At 51.3% G+C, this 3,573-nt stretch carries 1 tRNA gene and 2 rRNA genes (1 of these 3 cut by a window edge); all 3 read right to left on the bottom strand.

Annotated elements, in window-relative coordinates:
* Positions 1-102: 102 nt before the first annotated feature.
* Positions 103-217 (bottom strand): 5S ribosomal RNA (gene rrf / locus MWU55_RS04115).
* Between the two features lie 82 nt (positions 218-299).
* Positions 300-3,135 (bottom strand): 23S ribosomal RNA (locus MWU55_RS04110).
* Between the two features lie 423 nt (positions 3,136-3,558).
* Positions 3,559-3,573: transfer RNA gene (locus MWU55_RS04105), tRNA-Ala, on the bottom strand (it continues 61 nt past the right edge of the window).

Genomic DNA, 3,573 nt, shown 5'->3' with positions numbered 1-3,573 from the left:
TTCCCCCCCTGAACGCAGAACGCCGCCGGCATTTCTGCTCGGCGGCGTTTTGTTTGTTTTTATCATCGTTTAGAGAGGATACGTTTTCTTGCTCTTTATTAGGTTTGGCGGTGACCTACTCTCCCACACCTTAAGATGCAGTACCATTGGCGCAACCGTGCTTAACGGCCGAGTTCGGGAAGGGATCGGGTGTTTCACTGGTGCTGTGACCACCAAACCGAATAAAGAGCAATTTCCAAGTCAAGTGCTACTGTGATGTATGCTTTTGATTATCCGTAGAGATCTAACTTCTACTGGATCAAATCAAGCCTATCGGACCATTAGTACCAGTCAGCTGAACGTGTTACCACGCTTACACCTCTGGCCTATCGACGAGGTAGTCTTCCTCGGTCCTCAGGGATACCTTGTTTTGAGGGGGGCTTCCCGCTTAGATGCCTTCAGCGGTTATCCTGTCCGTTCATAGCTACCCAGCACTACCGTTGGCACGATAACTGGTCCACCAGTGGAACGTTCACCCCGGTCCTCTCGTACTAGGGGCAACTCCTCTCAAGTATCCTACACCCACGGCAGATAGGGACCGAACTGTCTCACGACGTTCTAAACCCAGCTCACGTACCTCTTTAAACGGCGAACAGCCGTACCCTTGGGACCTGCTCCAGCCCCAGGATGAGATGAGCCGACATCGAGGTGCCAAACACTGCCGTCGATATGGACTCTTGGGCAGTATCAGCCTGTTATCCCCGGCGTACCTTTTATCCGTTGAGCGATGGCCCTTCCACTCGGGACCACCGGATCACTATGGCCGTCTTTCGACTCTGCTCGACTTGTCAGTCTCGCAGTCAGGCTGGCTTCTGCCATTGCACTCAACGAGCGATTTCCGACCGCTCTGAGCCAACCTTCGCGCGCCTCCGTTACTCTTTAGGAGGCGACCGCCCCAGTCAAACTACCCGCCACACAGGGTCCCGGATCCGGATAACGGACCGCGGTTAGACATCAAACAGAACAAGGGTGGTATCTCAAAGGAGGCTCCCCAAAAACTGGCGTCTCTGGTTCAAAGCCTACCACCTATTCTGCACATGTTGTGTCTGATGCCAATGTGAAGCTGTAGTAAAGGTGCACGGGGTCTTTCCGTCTAACCGCGGGAAGCCTGCATCTTGACAGGCAATTCAATTTCGCTGAGTCGATGTTGGAGACAGCGGGGAAGTCGTTACGCCATTCGTGCAGGTCGGAACTTACCCGACAAGGAATTTCGCTACCTTAGGACCGTTATAGTTACGGCCGCCGTTTACCTGGGCTTCAATTCGGAGCTTGCACTCCTCCTTTTAACCTTCAGGCACCGGGCAGGCGTCAGACCCTATACGTCGTCTTGCGACTTCGCAGAGCCCTGTGTTTTTAGTAAACAGTCGCCACCCCCTAGTTTGTGCCCCCAGTCAATACTTGCGTAGAAACTGGGCCTCCTTCTCGCGAACTTACGGAGGTATTTTGCCGAGTTCCTTCAACATCGTTCTCTCAAGCGCCTTGGTATACTCTACCTATCCACCTGTGTCGGTTTAGGGTACGGTCTTACAGGAGGGCTATTTCCAGGAACCTCTTAGCAGCCCATTCAATCCGATAAGGATGAACTACCTTCGAGATCCGTCACCACTCCACGGCCCAGGAATATTAACCTGGTTCCCATCGCCTACGCCTTTCGGCCTCGGCTTAGGGGCCGGCTTACCCTGCTCAGATTAGCTTTAAGCAGGAACCCTTGGATTTTCGGCGAGGGGGTCTCTCACCCCCTTTGTCGCTACTCATGTCATCATTCTCACTAGTGATCTCTCCACGGGATCGCTCACACGCCCGCTTCATCGAAAGCTCCTATCCTCAAAGGATCTGCGAACAGATCTAATGAGGAATGGAACTATGTCACACTACGCTCTGCTACCGCGTACACATAAGTGCACACCCTAAGCTTCGGCTCATGGCTTGAGCCCCGGTACATCTTCGCCGCAAGACAACTTATTTAGACCAGTGAGCTGTTACGCTATCTTTAAAGGATGGCTGCTTCTAAGCCAACCTCCTGGTTGTTTTGGTCGTCTCACCTGCTTTCCCACTTAGCCATGAATTAGGGGCCTTAGCTGTAGGTCAGGGTTGTTTCCCTCTCCACAACGGACGTTAGCATCCGCTGTGTGTCTGCCATATAGTACTTCCCGGTATTCGGAGTTTGATTAGGATCAGTAAGGCTGTATGCCCCCATTACCCATTCAGTGCTCTACCCCCGGGAGTATTCGTATGACGCTCTACCTAAATAGATTTCGCAGAGAACCAGCTATCTCCGAGTTTGATTGGCCTTTCACCCCTAGGCACAGCTCATCCCGATCTTTTTCAACAGATGTGGGTTCGGTCCTCCAGTGCGTGTTACCGCACCTTCAACCTGGCCATGCCTAGATCACTCGGTTTCGGGTCTGATCCACCTAACTCATTCGCCCTATTAAGACTCGCTTTCGCTGCGCCTACACCTAACGGCTTAAGCTTGCTAGATAGACCAAGTCGATGACCCATTATACAAAAGGTACGCCGTCAGCCCTCAAGGGGCCTCCGACTGATTGTAGGCGTTCGGTTTCAGGTACTGTTTCACTCCCCTCGTCGGGGTGCTTTTCACCTTTCCCTCACGGTACTGGTTCACTATCGGTCAGTAAGGAGTACTTAGCCTTCGAAGGTGGTCCTCCGATCTTCAGACAGAATTTCACGTGTTCCGCCCTACTTAATACGTCCAATTGTGCTTCATATACGGGACTGTCACCCACTATGGTTGCGCTTCCCAACGCATTCTATCCACACTCATGGCTCGGCTGGTCCCCGTTCGCTCGCCGCTACTAGGGGAGTATCAATTGATTTCCTTTCCTCCGGGTACTTAGATGTTTCAGTTCCCCGGGTTTGCTTTTATAAACCTATGTATTCAGTCTATAAATACCTGTTTCAGAACACTATAAATAACCGAAGTTATTATAATGAACTGTCAGGTGGGTTCCCCCATTCGGAAATCTTCGGGTATAACGGCTATTCTCACCTTCCCGAAGCTTATCGCAGAGTATCACGTCCTTCATCGCCTCTTACTGCCAAGGCATTCACCAAACGCCCTTCTCGCGCTTGATTTGATCCAGAAGAAGACAGACCTTTTGTATATCTGCCATCTTACCCCGAAGGGCAAACTGGACCAAAAGCATACTTTCCCGCGCTTCCTAACTGTTCCGAAGAACTGGATCGCAGATGTCGGTCTTTGATCCGTTAAGAAGCACATGTTCGAACTTGCGTTCGAACGAGCTGACATTCTTTCGAATGCAGCTTGGTTAGTGTACTTGACTTGGACAACACCATCGTTTCAGCAGCGATATCGAAGAAGGTCCGAGGAAAGGGACCAAAATCAACCGCTTCCCGAAGGAAGAACCGCTGAGGCAACCACCCACTTGTGGCACCAACAGTGTTGTTTATTGTATTCTCTCTAAACGATGTAAAAGACGTCCGATTGGACGGTTAAAAACCCAAAGGCTCTTAACGGTCAAATCGACAGGAAGGTAATGGTGGAGCCTAGGA

The organism is Aliiroseovarius sp. F20344 (assembly GCF_023016155.1).
GTDB lineage: Bacteria > Pseudomonadota > Alphaproteobacteria > Rhodobacterales > Rhodobacteraceae > Aliiroseovarius.
The sequence above is the reverse complement of the archived record's forward strand: the minus strand, read 5'-3'. Positions and strand labels throughout refer to the sequence as shown.